Genomic DNA, 17,670 nt, shown 5'->3' with positions numbered 1-17,670 from the left:
AGATAAAATAACAGAGGATTCATATGTTTAAGACTGTATTGATTGCAAACCGCGGCGAAATTGCCGTTCGTGCCATTCGCACATTAAAAAAAATGGGCGTAACCAGTATAGCCGTCTATTCAGAAACGGACCGTTATGCACAGCATGTGATTGATGCAGATATTGCAGTGTCCTTAGAAGGGACCAAACCGAGTGATACCTATTTAAGTATTGAAAAACTGATTGCTGCAGCCAAGAATACCGGGGCTGAAGCAATTTTCCCAGGTTATGGTTTTCTGTCAGAAAGTGCTGACTTTGCCCGTGCCTGCGAAGAAAATAATATTGCTTTCATGGGACCAACAGCTGAGCAAATTTTAGAGTTTGGTTTAAAACATCGTGCCCGTGAACTTGCTGCAGCTGCCAATGTACCGATGACTCCCGGTACAGGTCTGCTAAATAGTCTGGACGAAGCTTTGGCAGAAGCTGAAAAAATTGGTTATCCAATTATGCTGAAAAGTACAGCAGGCGGTGGCGGAATTGGCTTGACCCGTTGTGATGATGCCGAGGCACTTCAGGAGGCTTATGAAAGTGTAAAACGTCTGGGCGAGCAGTTCTTTAAAGATGCCGGAGTATTTTTAGAATGCTTTCTCGATAAAGCCCGTCATGTCGAAGTACAGATTTTTGGGGATGGTCAGGGGCAAGTGGTGGCTTTGGGCGAGCGTGACTGTTCACTGCAGCGCCGTAATCAGAAGGTTGTGGAAGAAACACCAGCGGCACAGTTACCTGAAGCAACCCGTCAAAAATTGCATCAGGCGGCAGTTGAACTGGGCAAATCGGTGGAATATCGCAGTGCCGGTACGGTTGAGTTTATTTACGATACAGCACGTGACGAGTTTTATTTCCTTGAAGTGAATACCCGTTTGCAGGTGGAGCATCCGGTGACTGAAATGGTGACCGGTTTAGACCTGATTGAATGCATGTTGAAAGTTGCAGCAGGTGATACTCTGGATTGGAAGCATCTAAGCAGTATTCAGCCTCAAGGTGCAGCGATTGAAGTACGCATCTATGCCGAAGATCCAGTTAAGAATTTCCAGCCGAGTCCAGGGATTTTGACCGATGTCTTTTTTCCGGAAAATGTCCGGGTTGATACCTGGGTGAGTACCGGAACTGAAATTTCCCAATACTTTGACCCGATGATTGCCAAGATTATTGTGCATGCTGAAGATCGTGATACTGCCATTCATACGCTTAAATCAGCTTTAGCTGAAACTCGCCTGAATGGTATTAGTACCAATCTGGATTATGTGCATACTGTTATTTCAGATCCACGTTTTGAACAGATGCAGATCTGGACACGCATGCTGGATGATTTCAAATATGTGCCGAATGTGATTGAGGTGATTCAGCCGGGTACACAAAGTTCGATTCAGGATTATCCGGGTCGTGTCGGGTATTGGGATATTGGTGTACCGCCTTCAGGCCCAATGGATGATTATGCCTTCCGGCTGGCCAATAAAATTGTTGGAAATGTCGAGGCCGCCGCCGGGTTTGAATTTACCCTGCAAGGTCCAATCCTCAAATTTCATGCAGAAAATATCATTGCTTTAACTGGCGCACCTTGTCCGGTAAGTCTGGATGATGAAGCAGTAAATTTCTGGCAGCCTATTCAGGTAAAAGCAGGCCAAACCCTAAAAATTGGACAGGTTGAATCTGGATGCCGGACCTACCTGGCTGTACGAAATGGTCTGAATGTGCCGGAATATCTGGGTAGCCGTTCTACCTTTGCTTTAGGTAATTTTGGTGGACATGCAGGCCGAGTGTTACGGGCTGGTGACATGATTAAGATGGTGAATCCTGAGCTGCCGGCCGATGGTCTACCTTTAGCGATTGCAGAACCTGAAGTTTTGGCAACAGATCTGATTCCAAGTTATGGCAAGGAATGGAAAATTGGTGTGCTCTATGGTCCGCATGGCGCTCCTGATTTCTTTAAAGCTGAATATATTGAGGAGTTTTTTGCATCAAGCTGGAAAGTGCATTTTAACTCGAACCGATTGGGTATCCGTTTAACCGGACCGACGCCAAGCTGGGCGCGTGAAAATGGCGGTGAAGCGGGTCTGCATCCATCCAATGTACATGACTGTGAATATGCCATTGGTGCGATTAACTTTACCGGTGATTTCCCCGTAATTCTTGCCAAAGATGGTCCGAGCCTGGGTGGCTTTGTCTGTCCGGTGACCATTGCCAAAGCTGAACTCTGGAAAATTGGTCAACTGAAAGCCGATGACACGATTAGCTTCTATCCAATCTCGGTAAAGCAGGCCAATGCGCTGGAGCGGCAGCAAATTCAAACCCTTCAAAACTTTGCCAAGGCAGAGATAACCAGCGAGGCTGAAATCGTTACAGTTCAGGCAGAAAGTATCCTGGCATTGCGTGAAGCTACGCCAGATGCACCAAAAGCTGTATATCGTCAGGCAGGTGACAGTTATATCTTGCTGGAATACGGTGATAACGTACTGGATTTGGCCCTACGCCTGCGCGTACACCGCTTGATGCAACTGATCCGTGAAGCTGATCTTGACGGTATCCTGGAATTATCACCTGGTGTGCGATCCTTGCAGATTAAATATGATGGTCTGCGTTTGAGCCAGCAGCAACTGATTCACTTCCTGCTTGGTCTTGAAGAACAGATGGGTGATTTACGTGACATTAAAATACCTTCAAGAATTATCCATTTACCCATGGCCTTTGAGGACTCAGCGACTCTGGGTGCGGTTGAGCGTTATCAGGAAAGTGTCTGTGCCAAGGCCCCATGGCTACCGAATAATGTCGATTTTATTCAGCGAATCAATGGTCTAAACACTCGTCAGCAAGTTAAAGACATTATTTTTGATGCCAATTATCTGATTTTAGGGCTAGGTGATGTATATCTGACTGCACCTTGTGCAGTGCCCATTGATCCGCGCCACCGTTTACTGAGTTCCAAATATAATCCGGCCCGTACTTTTACCGCTGAAGGTACAGTCGGGATTGGTGGTATGTATATGTGTATTTATGGCATGGACTCACCGGGTGGCTATCAGTTGATTGGCCGTACCGTACCGATCTGGAATAAGTTTAAAAAGAACAAGCAGTTTGGCGATCAGCAATGGTTCTTACGCTTTTTTGACCAGATTAAATATTATGAGGTCACTGAGGCCGAACTGGATCAGTTCCGTGCTGATTTCGCCCATGGTCTGGCAGAAATCAAAATTGAGGAATGCGAGTTTGACTTTGCAGCATATCAGGATTTCCTTGCTGCAGAACAGGACAGCATTGCCACCTTTAAAGCGCAGCAGCAGGCTGCTTTTAGTGCCGAGGTAGAACGCTGGAAAGACGAGTTTGATGCACCTGTAGAAATAGAAGTGCTGCAGGATGACACCGATTACAGCCAGTATGTCCCTCTCAACGCCTCTATGACCGGCAATATCTGGAAGATTTTTGTAGAAGCGGGGCAGATTGTGAAAAAAGGCGACACGGTGGCCATCATTGAAGCCATGAAAATGGAACTGCCGGTCTATGCTGACGATGATGGTATCGTTAAAGCGATTATCTGCCGTTCTGGTCAGACCGTGCATAGTGGTGAGCCACTGGTCTATATGGAGTAATGGAGTGAGCCATGACTATTGTTCGCAATCCAAGTACTAAAGCGACCGGAAAAAGCTCAGACAATCTGTCTGAGCTGGTTCTCCAGAAAATTAAAAATGATATTTTTGACTTTAAACTGATGCCGGGAGAGCGGTTTACCGAATCGGAAATTGCTGAAAGCTATGCCGTCAGCCGTACACCTATTCGGCAAGCTTTGTATCGCTTGCAGCAGGAAGGTTATGTCGAGGTGCAGTTTAGAAGTGGCTGGAAGGTTCGGTCACTAGACTTTAAAGTTTATGAAGAACTGTATGATCTGCGGATTTTATTGGAAGGTTATGCAGTCGAACAACTTTGTCAGATGCCCAAAGACCAGTTGCAGGTTGCTCTGGCTGTTTTGATTCAAACCTGGTGTATTCAACCAGAACAATATATCTATGATCTCAGGCGGTTATCTGCACAAGATGAAGCATTTCATTGTCATTTGGTATTTGCAGCCGGCAATACAGAAATGGCAAAAATACATAGTGAGATCAGCGAGAAAATTCGCATCATACGCCGTCTGGATTTTTCCAAAGATTATCGGATTGAGGCCACCTATGCCGAACATCAACAGATTTTAAGGGGATTACTTGCACAAGATGCAGCGTTCTGTCTCTCTATATTGGATGCCCATATCCGGCACAGCCGTAATGAGGTGAAAAAAATTACACTGGAAATGTTATCCTCTAGTCCTGCGTAAGTTAATCAGGATAAATTTATTTTATAGCAAGAAAAATATCAGACCTGACTTAAAATTGATAACCAATTCATAACCAGAAAAAACAAGAACCCGCTAGTGGCATCTCAAATTGTTTTTTAAAGTAAGTTGAGGATGATAATAACAAGAGATAAAAATGCTTCATCAGCCTATTCAACTTTTACTTACAGGTGCCGGCTGTGCACTTCTCTTAACCATGACTGGATGTACCATGCCTTCCAAATCGCCCATCAATGACAGTTATGGTTCCCAGCCACATTTGCCCAAACCAAAATCAAGCTTGCTGCCTACGGTCAATATTGCACCTGCTAAAGGTTGGCCTGAAGGTAAAATGCCGACAACAGCGACAGGTTTAAAAGTTCAGGCATTTGCCAAAGGGTTGCAGCATCCGCGCTGGCTGTATGTATTGCCGAATGGTGATGTACTGGTGGCTGAAACCGATGCACCGCCTAAGCCCGATGACAGCAAAGGGATCAAAGGCAAAATCATGAAATGGGTGATGCAACGTGCAGGTTCATCGCACCCCAGTGCCAACCGCATCAGTCTGCTTCGCGATAGCAATGGAGACGGGGTGGCTGAACAAAAAATCGTATTTTTACAGAATCTCAATTCTCCATTTGGCATGGCACTGGTCGGCAATATGTTGTATGTGGCGAATACTGATGCCCTAATGCGCTTTCCTTATCAGAACGGTGCGACTCAAATTACAGCAGCCGGTACCAAGGTGCTGGATTTACCGGCAGGCCGTTTAAACCATCACTGGACCAAAAATGTCATTGCCAATCCTGCCGGCAGCAAACTCTATATTACAGTGGGTTCCAACAGCAATGTCGCTGAAAATGGCCTAGAGCAGGAGCAGGGCCGGGCACTAATCATGGAATTTGACATAGCCAGTGCTCAAGCGCGACCTTTTGCTACCGGACTGCGTAATCCGAATGGTATGGACTGGCAACCCCAGAGTGGCACACTCTGGACGGTGGTAAATGAACGTGATGAACTCGGCAATGATCTGGTTCCTGATTATCTGACCTCTGTCAAAGAAGGCGCTTTTTATGGCTGGCCCTATAGTTATTATGGCCAACATGTAGATACCCGGGTCAAACCGCAAAATCCTGCGCAAGTTGCGCAGGCCATTCCACCAGATTATGCATTGGGCAATCATACTGCATCATTGGGCTTGGCCTTCTATAGGGCAGATCTGATGCCTCAATATCGAAACGGTGCGCTGATTGGCCAGCATGGTTCATGGAACCGCAAACCGCACAGTGGCTATAAAGTGATTTTTATTCCCTTTCAAAATGGACAACCGATGGGCCCACCTCAAGATATCTTGACTGGATTCTTAAGCGATCAGGGCGATGCATATGGGCGACCGGTCGGTGTGGCGGTAGATTCTTCAGGTGCCATTTTGGTTGCTGATGATGTCGGTGATGTGATTTGGCGAGTATCACCCTTGTGTACACCAGCTGCAGTAAGTAAATAAAGGTTTAGGGATTCAGGATTTTATTCGGATCTGAATCTGTGGAAAGTAAAAGTTAAAGCAAAGACTGTTTCATTCAAACGTCAATATTTTGATTGAAAATATGCAAAGGCTAGCGGATTTAAAATAATTTTTAAGCTTCATTTAAGCTGGCTGAATTAGGCTTTCAGGATATTTTTACGCGGGATTACAGCATGTACAGAGATTCTGCTGATCCTATTAAAAATATCTAAATCTAAGTGCCAGTTTTAAGTGCCAATAAAAACTGGATATAAAAGTTAGAACGTTGCAAAAAAAGAGGGTTTTAAGAATGAAATCAATTGTTGCATTTATTTTCCCTTGGTCATTATTTATGACCCTTCATCGACCAGCCGAAGCCACAGTATGCTTAATGCTTCATATTTCGATTTTAGGCTGGATTCCTGCTGCAATCTGGGCCATGCATACTTTATATCGGGATAAAATAGCCTGAAAATAGGAAAATAAGTTACTGAAAGATTGTTTGATTTTGACGGAAGTAATTAAAGCCCTATCTTTTTTATAGCTAAAGATTTTTTTTCATTCCAGATGATGAATACATCAATAAAATGAATCTAGAGGAATGTTCGAGAGAAATACTACAAAATTAAAATAAGAGGAAATTCAGGAAAAATTATAATTATATTTTGAAAACGAAATTGAAGTACTCCGAAGATGCCGCTGCATGTGTCGTTACCCTGAACCCGATGAGTTCAAGGAGGATGCGACGTATACTTGCTGGGTTTCCCATACGGAGATGGGCATACACTCTAAATATACAGAACACACCCATAAGTGTTAGTATCGGCAGGGGAATAGACCCGCTGGCGAACACCTCAGAGTTAAGTTAATTATAAACAATAATCCCGGTGTGGCAACTCTATGCTGTTCATGAACTGTAAACAGTTCGGTCGAATGTCCGAAGTTTAAACAGAATTCGAGATTATTCAGTCAGTTCTTCAACTTCTTCTAAAATAGTTTGTAACAAACGCTCGCAATGCGCATATTGTTGCAGTGATCTGTTCATATTCAAGACCTCCTGCATCAGCTCAAGTGCAACCATAATAATCAGCTTGCTAGGTTCCATGCGTGGTGCTTTACGGCGAAATTCATCATATTTGTCATTTAATAACTGTGCCGCGCGTTCTAATTCTTCCTGCTTGTCAGGAGTAGAGGCCAAACGGAAACTATGCCCCAATACTCTGAGATCAATTGCAATTTGTTCACTCATGATGAGGCTTCCTCAGTCGCTTCAGTCGGATGGGCCAGTTGTTGAATTTCCTGTGCGTGATGATCCTGCGCAGTGCCAAGAATGGCCAGACGTTGAATAATCGCTTCAACCTTGGCTTTGGCATTTTCATTTTTCTGGGTTAAACGTTCAGATTCCTGAGTCAGACGCTGAATTTCCTGCTGGGCATGACGCTGTTCAAGGATCATCTTTTCCTTAACTACGCGCAGTTCATTCCGTTCAGCCAGAATTTCCTGAAAACGGTTTTTCAGGTCGGTACAGCTTTTTTCCAGACGACCATAACGGTCTGCCAGTGCAGTTGCATCATTATTAAGCAGTTGAAACTGGGCACGAGAATCCGTCAATTGTTCTGTCAGATTTTCATTTTCTTGTTGTTTTTGCGCAATCACGCTGTTTTTTTGTTCAATTTGCTGTTGATGTTGCATCATTGAAGAGTCTTGCTCTTCGCGCAAACTGGAATTTTCACTTTCAAGCCGTGCAAGTCGCGTTTTTAACACGCCGATCTGCACTTGTAGACGCTGTAATTCTTCTAACATATCGAGGTCGCACAGTGTTGCAAACAAAGGTAATATATAAGCAGTATAAAGATTGGATAAACGAATGCAAGACGATATTTCAGGTTGGACCGAATGGCACCGCAATTTTTCTTCAATTGAGGAAATTTCTAGCCCTAGCGAACTACATGGTTTGCTAACTGGCATTGTTTGTGTCACCCAGGCGCCAAGCAGTGAAGAGTGGTTACAGATTTTAGAAACACTGGATGTACCTGAACTGGATGCCGAAGCATTAGAGTTGTTGACGGGCGAAGCTGAAGATGTGTTTCATGCACTGTCTGAAGATGAGCTGGATTATTTACCTTTGCTGCCTGATGATGAGCATGTGCTTTCAGAACGCGTACAGGCTCTGGCGGACTGGTGTGCAGGCGTGGTCTTAGGTTTCGGACTGGCTTCAGGACATATCCGTCAGGATGAAGTTGAGCTGATTGAACATTTACAAGATGTAGCCGCAGTTGAATTTGAAGACTCAGACGATGATGCCGAAGGTGAAGAAAGCTATCAGGAATTGTACGAATTTGTGCGTCTGATTCCTGTCAGCCTGTCTTTAGGGCGTAAAAAGGTCGAAGTTGAAGAAACACCACTCTTACAGCAATTTAGTCAAAAAAATCAGCCTAAAGCCGCTGTTACAGACGCGCAAAGTGTGGTCGAGATTTTCTCGCCTAAACGTCCAAGCTGATGAAATGCTGAGGTGAACCATCAGCTGCTTGAATTCAGGCATATATTTTGCTGTTACAGTGAAATCTATAGTCTGATTTCAAGACTATATTCTAAATACAAGTATTGATCGATAAGAAAGAAGTAAGGTGTAATGAAGAAATTGACACAGGCAGTTTTTGAGGAACGTCGCGCAATCCTCGCAGGGGAAATCGGTTTACGCAGTATCGCTATTATCGCGACCAGTCCGGTAGCCATGCGTAACCGTGATGCAGATTATAAATACCGTGCAGACAGTAGTTTCTTCTATTTAACCGGATTCGCGGAACCTGAAGCTGTGGCTGTGATTGAAACCTTTGACACTGAAGAAGAAGGCTATAGCTACAGTTTGTTCTGTCGTGAACGCAACCGTGAAATGGAAATCTGGAATGGCTACCGCGCGGGTATTGATGGGGCTATTCAGGATTATGATGCAGATGAAGCCTATGCGATTGATTTGCTGGATGAAGAAATCTTAGAAAAGTTACAAAATAAAGATCAGTTATTTTATCGCATTGGACAGCATGCAGAGTTTGATGCGCGTGTCGCCAAATGGATTGCAACTGCAAGTGGTGAAAGCCGTCGTGGTACTTCTGCGCCAGCGCAAGTCATTCAGCTGGATCGTATTGTTGATGAAATGCGTCTGCATAAAGATGCAAATGAAATCGAACTGATGCAGATTGCTTCCGATATTTCTGCTGATGCACATATGCAAGCGATGCTAGCAGTACGTCCGGGTATGATGGAATATGCGCTGGAAGCCGAGCTGAATTATGTCTTTGGCAAAAATGGCGGTGTTCCGGCTTATAACAGTATTGTCGGTGGCGGTGAGAATGCCTGCATCCTGCATTATGTAGAAAATGACAAAGAACTGAAAGATGGCGATTTAGTCCTGATTGATGCTGCAGCTGAATATCAGTTCTATGCTTCAGACATTACCCGTACCTTTCCGGTAAATGGTAAATTCAGTCCGGAACAGAAAGCCTTATATAACGTAGTACTGGATGCTCAAATCGCTGCGATCAATGCCGTGCAAATTGGTAACTCGTATAAAGAACCTCACAATGTTGCAGTGCGTATTTTGGTGCAGGGTTTGCTCGATCTTGGCTTGATGCAGGGTAATATCGACGAGATTATAGAAAAAGAAGCTTTTCGTCAGTTCTACATGCACGGTACGGGGCATTGGCTCGGTATGGATGTGCATGATGTCGGTGCTTATAAGGTTGATGGTGAATGGCGCTCGTATGAAGAGGGCATGGTCGTGACCGTTGAGCCGGGTCTCTACATCGCGCCTGATGATGAAACAGTGGATGCCAAATGGCGTGGAATTGGCATCCGAATTGAAGATGATGTGGTAGCCACTGCAAATGGCCCGCTGGTTTTAACTGCGAAAGTTGTCAAAACGGTAGAAGAGATTGAAGCATTGATGGCGAAAGCGCGCGCTGCCTAATCCAAGAAAAATACAGAAAGCCGGTCGCGAGATCGGCTTTTTTTATGACATTTCTATGCCGTTTTAAACAAGAATTCCTAGCTATATCGAATCGATCAAAAAGTGATTTAGCTTACGTTTATCTCGAACAAGTCAAATAAAACTAACCTAAGTAAAATTTACAGCTTAAAAAGTGACAGGAAGTCAACACAGAAAATCTGTTTTTAGCATCAAAGCTACATATTAAATGCGCTGAGATTCTCATACTTTCTCTGATCCTTAAATAAACTTAAATAACAGCAGGAGAACACTTATGAGATTAAATACGATTGACTGGATTGCTTATGCTTTAACAATCATTGGTGGCATTAATTGGGGTTTAATTGGTGCATTCGATTTTAATTTGGTCGCTGCAATCTTTGGTGATATGAGCGCCTTATCTCGAATTGTTTATGTATTGGTTGGTTTGTCGGCATTGTACCTGATTTATACAGGAACGAAGTTGGGTAAAACAGTACACCACACAGATCATCATACCAATATTGTGCGTTAAGCTAATCTTCTTGGGCGAGTTTCTTGCAAGATAGGATTCATGTCTTCGAGTAACTTGCCGAGAGGATAGAAATAGTGTGGAAGATGAAGAAACCTCGGTATATTTCCGGGGTTTTTTATATAGGTGTTTATAGGTTATTAATAGAATCATCCTCAGATCTACAACAACACTTAGCTAAAGATTAATGATTACTATCATACAAATAAGATTAGGTTGTACATGGTTGGATAAATTTTTTTTAAAATATCTGTTAGCTAAAAAATCGAGTTATATTTAGGGTGTGTTGACACTTTTAGCTTAAAAAAATAGCGAAGTAGTAAAATCAAATCGCCAAACCCAATTTTACTATTCGCTATGCCTCGTACCATGCTGACAGATCAACACTGGCAAAAGTTGAAAGTTATTCTGCGTAATTTATCCATTCACCACAACTCAAATTTACGCAATTTTATTGAAGCTATTCTCTATAGAATTAGAACAGGCTGTCCGTGGCGAGATATTCCTTGCTGTTTTGGTCATTCAAACTCTATTTTCAAACGTTTTAATCGTTGGTCAAGCAGCGGTAAGTTACTTAGATTATTCAAATTACTAGCCTCATGCCCCGATATGGAGTGGATTTTTATTGATGGCTCTCATGTACGTGCTCATCAACATTCTGCCGGCATAGCGAATCAATCTATTTCTAAAAGTGTAGGAGGAAACTCCTCAAAAATACATTTGATTGTTGATGCACATGGCAATCCTATTGATTTCATGATTACCGATGGAACCACACATGATGTTAAAGTTGCACCTGATTTAATATCAACATTAGATTTAAAAGAGACAAAAGTGGTATGTGCAGATAAAGGCTATGATTCAGAACCACTGCGTGAACAGATCAGGAAAACAGGGACTAAAGCGAATATACCAAAGAAAACAAATAGCCAATCGAACAATGACCATATGGACTGGTATTTATATAAAATCAGGCATTTAGTTGAAAATATATTTTGTAGATTAAAGCAATTTAGAGGAATAGCTACTCGATATGACAAGCTCAAAAGAAATTATCAAAGTTCTGTTGCTTTAGCCTGTATATTTTTATGGCTACCTTTATAGGGTTAATTATGAACAGTAAATGTCAACAGACCCTATAAAACTCTCTAAAAATAAGAAAATAATAGTGATTGAAAATGGGCCTTCTGCTCCTGACAGTGATTATCAGCTTATTTATAAATGGCTTGATTCACAATTTTATCATTCAGGATCTACGAGCATCAGTATGTATTCAAAATTGTGCGAAGCGAGTAGATCGAGTTATACCAATTTGACTAGGTTTGCGATCGAATCGTATAAGTGCCAAATGAAATTACAACATTCCGTTTTTTAATGCCGAGTTGATAAAAGTGAGTATAAATATTTTAGTTGCTGAATTAAAGACAACTTGGTTGGAGTTAAGAGCATATAAAGTTGGAGATGAATTTTCATTATTCCAAGAGTATTGTGGCGACGTTGAAGCATCAAAATACTTACAACGACAGGTGCATACAACAGTCGGTCAAACTCAGCAGATGTTGCAGAAATGGGCGTTAAGCTATTGGCAGCAACCGATTAAAGGATTTTCATGGGTGATTGCTGAGCGAAAAAGTCATCTGGCAATCGGGTTACTAACGATCATTCAACAGCAAAATAGCAGCCTTGAAGTTCATTTCGAACTTGGTCCTCGATTTCAGGGTCAGGGCTATATGCTTGAGGCGATGAAAGCGGTGATTCAGCATTTTAAACAATATCTCCCACTTAAATTACTGGATACTTTCTGCGATGCAGAACATGTACAGGCACACCAAGTGCTGTTAAAGACAGGGTTTAAAGTTGTTAAACGGATCAGTGCTTATACTGTATTGCCGAAGTTGGGTACTGAAAAGCGTGATGTCTTGGTTTTTCAATATAGGCTGGATCATCATGAAGAAAACTAAATAAAACGAATCATTATAAAAATTTAAAGCCTTGAGGTAAGATAAAACCAGTATACGTTTTATGTAATTCGCCATAGATGCGAATAAACAAATAAGGAAGTAAGCATGCAACAAGAAGTCATCATTGTCGGTGGTGGTATGGTCGGCTTAAGCCTCGCATTAATGTTGGCGAAAACCAATATTGCAGTCAAACTGTTGGAAGCCATCAAATATCCAGATTATGATGATGAAAATCTTGCGCCCTATCATTCCAGTTTTGATGCACGTAACAGTGCCTTGTCACGCCGTAGCGTGCAGATTTATCAGGAACTTGGACTTTGGAATGCCTTGCAAGAACATGCTACCCCAATTCTGGAAGTGAATATTACCGAACAAGGCAGCTTTGGTAAGGCCCGACTGAAAGCCGAGCAGGAAAAAGTCGAAAGCTTTGGTCAGGTCATTGAAAATGCCTGGCTCGGTCGTGTACTGCTGACCCAAGTCAAAAAAGAGCCATTAATTGAATTGATTGATGGTGTTCAAGTGACCTCCCTTATCCAAGATACAGACTTTGCTTATATCGAAGCTCAGCGTGGTGAATCATCACTAAAATTACAGTCCAAACTGGTTATTGCCGCCGATGGACGGGATTCTTTCTGCCGTAAAGCCTTGGGTATTGGTGCGTCAGAACATGATTATGATCAGGTTGCAATTGTGACCACAGTACAAACGTCTAAGCCACATGGTCATGTGGGCTTTGAGCGTTTCAGTCATTTAGGGCCTTTGGCACTGTTGCCATTGCCGGGCGAATATCGCCGTTCCGTGGTCTGGCCAGTGAAAAAAGGTACTGAAGGAGAATGGCTGGGAGATGAAAATGACCAGCATTTCCTCGATGCCTTGCAGGAAACGTATGGCGATCGTGCCGGAAAGTTCCAGAAAACCGGAAAACGGTTCAGTTTTCCCTTATCTCAAGTGTTAGCTGAAAAACAGGCTGTTGGCCGTGTCGTGTTGATGGGCAATGCAGCACATACGATTCATCCGGTGGCTGGTCAGGGTTTTAACCTGTGTATGCGTGATGCGCATGTATTGGTGCGTTACCTCAAGGAACAGCAAGCACAAGGCGCAGACTTGGGCGATGCTGCAATATTACAAGACTATGAAAAATCTCGTCTCAGTGACCAGCAACGAGTGATCAAATTCTGTGATTCAGTGGTGCGTGGCTTTAGTAACCAGAATCCATTTTTAAAGCTGATTCGTAATACGGGTTTAATCGCTTTTGATACGATTCCAGGCATCAAGCCACTGGTTGCAAATTATGCCATGGGGTTAAAAGCATGAGCTTAAATCAAACTAACGAAATATTAGACGTCGTCATTATTGGCGGTGGATTGGTGGGTGGGCTTACAGCGCTTTTGTTAGCCCAAGGTGGCATGCAGCCTACAGTTCTGGATGCAGCGCCAATTCTGGATGCAGATAAAACCTTAAAGGTGGCCAATCCGCGTGTCCTGGCTCTCAGTCAGGCAACCATTCACTTGTTAAAGACGGTGGGGGTCTGGGAAAACCTGGCACGGCAGCAGCCTTATACCGGCATGCAGGTCTGGAATAAAAATGGCTATGGCGAAATCAATTTCGGCCAGCCTTCAGAAAAAACACCCTCGCTAGAACAGGCTTTAGGTTCGATGGTGGAACCAAGCATTCTGAATCTGGCCATTCAGCAAAAGATGCTTGAAGATGTTCAAGATTATAGAACACAGGTCAAAGTCAGCCGCGTTGAACGTGACGTCGGTGTGTGGATTATTCATCTGGCCGATGGTACTCAGCTTAAAACCAAGCTGGTGATCGGCGCCGACGGTGCCAATTCCTTTGTTCGTGAGCAAGCTTTCATCGATATTGATGTACTGGACTATAAACAGGCGGGCATCAGTTGTGCCATTAAAACTGCACAACCTCATCAGCATATGGCACGTCAGATTTTTCTCGAAACCGGCCCTCTGGCTTTTTTACCCATGGCCAGCCTTAGTCCGGAAGAGCAGGGACATTGGCAATCGATTGTTTGGACTTTGCCAGAGGATTATGCTGAAGAATATGCAGCGCTCCCCGATGCTGAATTTACCCAGCTATTGACCCGTGAAAGCCAGCATATGCTGGGTGAAGTCTTAGAGGCGACACTACGTGCCACTTTCCCCTTAAAAGCCCGCGCTGCCCAACAATATGTTCAAGATGGTTTAGCCCTGATTGGAGATGCCGCACATGTGATTCATCCGCTGGCAGGTCAAGGGGTGAATATTGGCTGTCTGGATGCTGCGATACTTTGTGATGTTTTACTGCATGATCAGGCGCGTGGCGTATGGGCACATGAACAAACCCTAAAACGCTATGAGCATCGCCGTAAAAGTCAGAACGATGCCATGATGCACAGCATGTCTGCGATTGGCTGGATGGAAACCACTTTATTCTTCCCGATGGTTTGGGCACGCAATTTCGGCCTGAAACAGGTAGAAAATCAGCCCATGTTGAAAGATGCATTTATGGCGCAGGCCAACGGTCTGAGTTTACTTAAAGACACACGCTACGCAGCTTAAGACAGAAATGTAAATTTTTTAAACAAACATCAATAAAGAGTAACGATTTTGTTTAAAAAAGATACGATTTTTTGATGTTTAGTACTAGGCGAAGCCCAAAGAGATTGCTAAATTTCACTTAATTCGATACCTGGCTTGGAATACCAAGCAAGCGCCATTTTTGGGGAGATGCAAATGACAGACATGAATGATTATGATGACGACGTTGAAGATTCAATCGTTGACGATGATGAAGCAAAAGCAGCTGAAAAAGGCGCGGTCGATAGCACAGAGGTCGTCAGTGATACCGATCTTGTAGAAGCTGAAACTTTGACCGTCACTGCAAAGCTGAAAAAGCGTCAAGCACTGGAAGACGAGATTGCGGCTTTCCTTGCCAGTGGTGGTCGTATTGTTGAAGTTCCGGCAGATGAATCAGTAGCCAAAGAATAAGTTATTGATTAACTTGTCTCTTATAAAAAACACCACATCAATTGTGGTGTTTTTTTTACAAATCAAAACGAGATAGAAATATCTAGAGCAATTAATCGTTTGCCGAAGTCAGTTCTAAAGCACGTTGATAAGCGATTTTCTTTTTAATACCCGTTAAATCTGCTGCCAACTGTGATGCTGCTTTGACCGAAAGGTCCTGTAACAAACGTTTCAATAATTTATCCAGCTTTTCTTGATCCAGATCTTTTTCTTCGGTGGCACCGCCAATCACCAGAACAATTTCGCCTTTTTGCTGATTGTGATCATTGCTAATGAATTCCACCAATTCACCCAAGGTCATTTTCTTGATAGTTTCAAAAGTCTTGGTGATTTCTCGCGCAAAACCGACCGGGCGATCTGCTCCGAAAACGCTGGCCATATCCTTAACGGACTCCAGAATCCGGTGCGGTGCTTCATAGAAAATTAAAGTCTGGGTTTCATCTTTCAGTTTTTCCAGATTTAGCAGACGCTGACTTTGTCTGGATGGCAGAAAACCTTCAAAACTGAAACGGTCACTCGGCAAGCCGACTGCACTTAAAGCTGCAATCGCAGCACAAGCACCAGGAACGGGAATCACGCGGATATTATGCGCTTGAGCAGCCCGGACAAATTTAAAGCCAGGGTCGCTAATCAGGGGAGTGCCAGCATCACTGATCAGGGCCATATCTTCGCCATTGAGCAGGCGCTGGATCAGCTGATCAATCTTGTTGCTTTCATTATGCTCATGACAGGCAGTCAGAGGTGTTTGAATATTAAAGTGTTTAAGCAACTGTGCGGAAGTTCGTGTATCCTCAGCAGCAATAAGACTCACCGACTTCAACACCTGAATTGCACGATAACTCATATCATCTAAGTGCCCGATTGGAGTCGCAACAACAAATAACTGAGCACTCATAGGTTTCTCCATGTGGAATAAATTGAATAATAAAAAATGGAAGATTAAAAATAAAATATTGGGCTTGTGTTTAGTCAGCTACATCAGCAGCGTACAAGCAGAAGTGCTGATCATTCTACCCGAATCCGGGCCTTTGGCGCGAGCTGCATCGAGTATCAAACAGGGTTTTCTCAGTGCTTATGCTACTTCCGGGCAGAAAGTTCCATTAAAATGGGTCAATTCCAATCAGAAAAATATCTCCCAGCTACTGAAACAGCATGTCAATAAAAAGACCAAAATGGTGGTGGGTCCATTGGCACGTAGCGATGTGGAACAACTACTCAAGAGCAAACCTAAAGTACGTACCCTCAGCCTGAATGATGTAGCAGGGTCATTACCCCAAGTCTGGCAATTCAGCCTGTCCAAAAAAGAAGATGCTGCTGCCTTAAAAACCTTATTGCACAAAGATGGAATTCAACAGCTGCTGATTTTACGCCAGCCGGGCAGTGAAGCTGAGCATGAACTGTTGCTGATGTCATTGTTCAGTCAGAGTGATCTGAAATTTAAGATCGTGAACAAGGCACCCATTTTTTTAATGCCGAAGCAGGGGCTGTTATTCCTCGGCAATGCAGAAGGCCTGGCTACTATACCGGAATTAAGCCGTAAACGGATGTATACCGTAGCCAATGCGATCAGCGAGCAGCACAAGCTGCCACAAGGGATCAAGTTCTGTGATGTTCCGGTACTTTATCTGGCTGACTGGCCGGATGTTCTACAGGCTTATGTCAAAGAGCCGGTGGATATGTCCTATCAGTGGCTGATTGCCTTCGGTGGCGATGCCTGGCAGATCACCCAGCAGTACCTGTCACAACCGCGTTCACAGAATATTGAATTTCAGGGTAGAACTGGCCGGATACAGATCAGTGAACACAGCATTCAGCGTAGTCCAGAATGTTTCCAGTACAGTGGCACAGGCGTCAAGCTACTATGAGCGAAAGAGCAATGCTGCGACAGCAATTAGGTGCATGGGCGGAGCAGCAAGCGGCCCAATTGATGCAAAACCATGGATTTCAGTTCCTGGCAGCCAATTATCACAGTCGCTATGGCGAGCTGGATCTGATTCTGGTGTGTGATCAGGAACTGGTCTTTGTGGAAGTCAAAGCACGTGCGCAAACCCGATATGCGCAAGCGATCGAGTCGATTTCCAGAGCAAAACAGGGAAAGATGCTCAAGACTGCGATGTGCTTTATTCAGAAAAATCCACAATTTGCACACTATTACTATCGTTTTGACGTGATTTGTTTTGATTTTAAACAGCAATTTGCAAAAACCATACAGCATGACTTTTCGCAATACCCTTATGATCTGGAATGGATTGAAAATGCTTTTACTTTTGATCAAGAGTTTATTAACCTTTGAACAAAATAAGGTCTAAAGATGCTTATATTTGCTTCAAGATCATTGTAAAGTTCA

The 17,670-nt window shown here is 43.5% G+C and carries 16 protein-coding genes, 1 other RNA gene and 1 pseudogene; 14 read left to right on the top strand and 4 right to left on the bottom strand.

Going from position 1 to position 17,670, the window contains the following annotated elements:
* Positions 1–23: 23 nt before the first annotated feature.
* From uca to PYW33_RS10725, 4 genes are all read left to right on the top strand, one after another.
* Positions 24–3,623 (top strand): urea carboxylase, encoded by a 3,600-nt coding sequence (uca, locus tag PYW33_RS10740; RefSeq protein ID WP_004646346.1) that lies wholly within the window; start codon positions 24–26, stop codon positions 3,621–3,623.
* An 11-nt stretch (positions 3,624–3,634) separates the two neighbouring features.
* Complete coding sequence (locus PYW33_RS10735) at positions 3,635–4,342, top strand: GntR family transcriptional regulator (protein ID WP_004646348.1); 708 nt, start codon at positions 3,635–3,637, stop codon at positions 4,340–4,342.
* A gap of 214 nt (positions 4,343–4,556) precedes the next feature.
* A complete protein-coding gene (locus tag PYW33_RS10730) occupies positions 4,557–5,843 on the top strand; it encodes a PQQ-dependent sugar dehydrogenase (protein WP_370940763.1) in 1,287 nt (428 codons plus the stop codon).
* Positions 5,844–6,150: 307 nt separating this feature from the next.
* Complete coding sequence (locus PYW33_RS10725) at positions 6,151–6,312, top strand: hypothetical protein (RefSeq protein ID WP_004646350.1); 162 nt, start codon at positions 6,151–6,153, stop codon at positions 6,310–6,312.
* A gap of 208 nt (positions 6,313–6,520) precedes the next feature.
* Here the strand turns inward: PYW33_RS10725 and ssrS are convergent.
* The 3 genes from ssrS to PYW33_RS10710 all read right to left on the bottom strand — a co-directional run bounded on the left by ssrS (position 6,521) and on the right by PYW33_RS10710 (position 7,643).
* A non-coding RNA gene (ssrS, locus tag PYW33_RS10720) (6S RNA) lies at positions 6,521–6,704 on the bottom strand.
* 97 nt (positions 6,705–6,801) lie between these two features.
* Positions 6,802–7,089 (bottom strand): cell division protein ZapA, encoded by a 288-nt coding sequence (locus tag PYW33_RS10715; RefSeq protein ID WP_004279505.1) that lies wholly within the window; start codon positions 7,087–7,089, stop codon positions 6,802–6,804.
* Positions 7,086–7,643, bottom strand: a complete 558-nt coding sequence (locus tag PYW33_RS10710; RefSeq protein WP_004279506.1) for a hypothetical protein — start codon at positions 7,641–7,643, stop codon at positions 7,086–7,088. The genes PYW33_RS10715 and PYW33_RS10710 overlap by 4 nt, the downstream gene beginning before the upstream one ends.
* A 64-nt stretch (positions 7,644–7,707) precedes the next feature.
* Here PYW33_RS10710 and PYW33_RS10705 point away from each other — a divergent pair, with 64 nt between their 5' ends.
* From PYW33_RS10705 to PYW33_RS10670, 8 genes and pseudogenes are all read left to right on the top strand, one after another.
* Positions 7,708–8,340 (top strand): UPF0149 family protein, encoded by a 633-nt coding sequence (locus PYW33_RS10705; protein WP_004646351.1) that lies wholly within the window; start codon positions 7,708–7,710, stop codon positions 8,338–8,340.
* 132 nt (positions 8,341–8,472) lie between these two features.
* The gene (gene pepP / locus PYW33_RS10700) at positions 8,473–9,807 is read left to right on the top strand and encodes a Xaa-Pro aminopeptidase (RefSeq protein WP_004646353.1); all 1,335 of its coding nucleotides are present in this window, start codon (positions 8,473–8,475) and stop codon (positions 9,805–9,807) included.
* 292 nt (positions 9,808–10,099) lie between these two features.
* Entirely contained in the window at positions 10,100–10,339 is a 240-nt protein-coding gene (locus tag PYW33_RS10695) for a DUF378 domain-containing protein (protein ID WP_004279510.1), read from the top strand.
* A gap of 354 nt (positions 10,340–10,693) precedes the next feature.
* Positions 10,694–11,459, top strand: a pseudogene (locus PYW33_RS10690) (IS5-like element ISAba31 family transposase).
* A gap of 268 nt (positions 11,460–11,727) precedes the next feature.
* Positions 11,728–12,297, top strand: coding sequence for a GNAT family N-acetyltransferase (locus PYW33_RS10685; protein WP_004646355.1), 570 nt, complete (start codon positions 11,728–11,730; stop codon positions 12,295–12,297).
* Positions 12,298–12,402: 105 nt separating this feature from the next.
* Positions 12,403–13,611: a 2-octaprenyl-6-methoxyphenyl hydroxylase gene (gene ubiH, locus PYW33_RS10680; protein WP_004646356.1), complete on the top strand. Its 1,209-nt coding sequence runs from the start codon at positions 12,403–12,405 to the stop codon at positions 13,609–13,611.
* A complete protein-coding gene (locus tag PYW33_RS10675; protein WP_004646358.1) occupies positions 13,608–14,855 on the top strand; it encodes an FAD-dependent monooxygenase in 1,248 nt (415 codons plus the stop codon). The genes ubiH and PYW33_RS10675 overlap by 4 nt, the downstream gene beginning before the upstream one ends.
* Before the next feature lie 174 nt (positions 14,856–15,029).
* Positions 15,030–15,284: a hypothetical protein gene (locus PYW33_RS10670; protein WP_004646359.1), complete on the top strand. Its 255-nt coding sequence runs from the start codon at positions 15,030–15,032 to the stop codon at positions 15,282–15,284.
* Positions 15,285–15,375: 91 nt separating this feature from the next.
* On the opposite strand, the gene rsmI is transcribed toward PYW33_RS10670, so the two are convergent.
* Positions 15,376–16,218 (bottom strand): 16S rRNA (cytidine(1402)-2'-O)-methyltransferase, encoded by an 843-nt coding sequence (gene rsmI / locus PYW33_RS10665; protein WP_004646360.1) that lies wholly within the window; start codon positions 16,216–16,218, stop codon positions 15,376–15,378.
* A 10-nt stretch (positions 16,219–16,228) separates the two neighbouring features.
* Here rsmI and PYW33_RS10660 point away from each other — a divergent pair, with 10 nt between their 5' ends.
* A complete protein-coding gene (locus tag PYW33_RS10660; RefSeq protein WP_004646361.1) occupies positions 16,229–17,188 on the top strand; it encodes a penicillin-binding protein activator in 960 nt (319 codons plus the stop codon).
* Positions 17,189–17,199: 11 nt separating this feature from the next.
* A complete protein-coding gene (locus PYW33_RS10655; protein WP_004646362.1) occupies positions 17,200–17,616 on the top strand; it encodes a YraN family protein in 417 nt (138 codons plus the stop codon).
* The last annotated feature ends 54 nt before the right edge of the window (positions 17,617–17,670 follow it).

Origin of the sequence: Acinetobacter lwoffii, from assembly GCF_029024105.1 — a bacterium.
GTDB lineage: Bacteria > Pseudomonadota > Gammaproteobacteria > Pseudomonadales > Moraxellaceae > Acinetobacter > Acinetobacter lwoffii.
The sequence above is the reverse complement of the archived record's forward strand: the minus strand, read 5'-3'. Positions and strand labels throughout refer to the sequence as shown.

Coding starts and splice junctions, on each gene's coding strand:
- uca (WP_004646346.1), top strand. CDS start 24: ATGTTTAAGACTGTATTGATTGCAAACCGCGGCGAAATTGCCGTTCGT.
- PYW33_RS10735 (WP_004646348.1), top strand. CDS start 3,635: ATGACTATTGTTCGCAATCCAAGTACTAAAGCGACCGGAAAAAGCTCA.
- PYW33_RS10730 (WP_370940763.1), top strand. CDS start 4,557: ATGACTGGATGTACCATGCCTTCCAAATCGCCCATCAATGACAGTTAT.
- PYW33_RS10725 (WP_004646350.1), top strand. CDS start 6,151: ATGAAATCAATTGTTGCATTTATTTTCCCTTGGTCATTATTTATGACC.
- PYW33_RS10715 (WP_004279505.1), bottom strand. CDS start 7,089: ATGAGTGAACAAATTGCAATTGATCTCAGAGTATTGGGGCATAGTTTC.
- PYW33_RS10710 (WP_004279506.1), bottom strand. CDS start 7,643: ATGTTAGAAGAATTACAGCGTCTACAAGTGCAGATCGGCGTGTTAAAA.
- PYW33_RS10705 (WP_004646351.1), top strand. CDS start 7,708: ATGCAAGACGATATTTCAGGTTGGACCGAATGGCACCGCAATTTTTCT.
- pepP (WP_004646353.1), top strand. CDS start 8,473: ATGAAGAAATTGACACAGGCAGTTTTTGAGGAACGTCGCGCAATCCTC.
- PYW33_RS10695 (WP_004279510.1), top strand. CDS start 10,100: ATGAGATTAAATACGATTGACTGGATTGCTTATGCTTTAACAATCATT.
- ubiH (WP_004646356.1), top strand. CDS start 12,403: ATGCAACAAGAAGTCATCATTGTCGGTGGTGGTATGGTCGGCTTAAGC.
- PYW33_RS10675 (WP_004646358.1), top strand. CDS start 13,608: ATGAGCTTAAATCAAACTAACGAAATATTAGACGTCGTCATTATTGGC.
- PYW33_RS10670 (WP_004646359.1), top strand. CDS start 15,030: ATGACAGACATGAATGATTATGATGACGACGTTGAAGATTCAATCGTT.
- rsmI (WP_004646360.1), bottom strand. CDS start 16,218: ATGAGTGCTCAGTTATTTGTTGTTGCGACTCCAATCGGGCACTTAGAT.
- PYW33_RS10660 (WP_004646361.1), top strand. CDS start 16,229: ATGTGGAATAAATTGAATAATAAAAAATGGAAGATTAAAAATAAAATA.
- PYW33_RS10655 (WP_004646362.1), top strand. CDS start 17,200: ATGCTGCGACAGCAATTAGGTGCATGGGCGGAGCAGCAAGCGGCCCAA.